This window comes from Capnocytophaga periodontitidis, from assembly GCF_016126015.1.
In the GTDB taxonomy this organism is placed as follows: domain Bacteria; phylum Bacteroidota; class Bacteroidia; order Flavobacteriales; family Flavobacteriaceae; genus Capnocytophaga; species Capnocytophaga periodontitidis.
Window position 1 is genome coordinate 1 of the sequence record NZ_JAEFDB010000050.1, and the last position, 603, is coordinate 603.

Annotated in this window: 1 protein-coding gene; it reads right to left on the reverse strand. The window is 41.8% G+C overall.

All coding sequences use genetic code 11. From position 1 onward, the window contains the following. Window positions 1–603: hypothetical protein (locus I7X29_RS15255; protein WP_198475897.1), on the reverse strand; the 603-nt coding region annotated here is incomplete at both ends.

Sequence of the window (603 nt, forward strand, 5' to 3'; positions counted from 1 at the left end):
CTTCCTGAAATGGTCGCTCCTCCACTTACTGCTGTAACTGTATAGGTAAAGCCTGTTGTAGATTGGTCACCGTTAGAGAGATCTTTATCTACAAAGGTAAGCATTATACTACCATTTCCATTATGACAAATGGCTCTCACTGGGTTACTTGAGGTTATCTCGAAGGTATTAGCATCTTTCACGGTATGTACTCCTGTGATGCTACAACCTGTTTTTTCGTTGAATACCTCTACCTTATAATTTGAACCTGATAAGTTTTGTGAACCTGTAAGGGTCAAACTCAAGTTGGTTGCTGTAGTGGTGGTGATAGTGGTAAAGGCATTGTCATTTCCTTTTATCTCATAGCGCAATGGTGTACCTGCTATATAAGTAGGCGTAGCGGTTACACTGATGTTGATCACCTCGTCTACAGCGCAAGTAGCTGATGTTGTTGTGGTGATACTGAGTGTTTGCAACTCGAAGGCTGGTTCTACTGTTACGCTTGTGGTGCTCGTAGCACAAGTACCTGAAGCGTCTTTTATCATAGCGTAGAAGGTGCCTCCATTCAAGTTCGAAAGTGTGTACTCTGTACCATTTCCTAAACTATTTCCTCCATTATCAAAA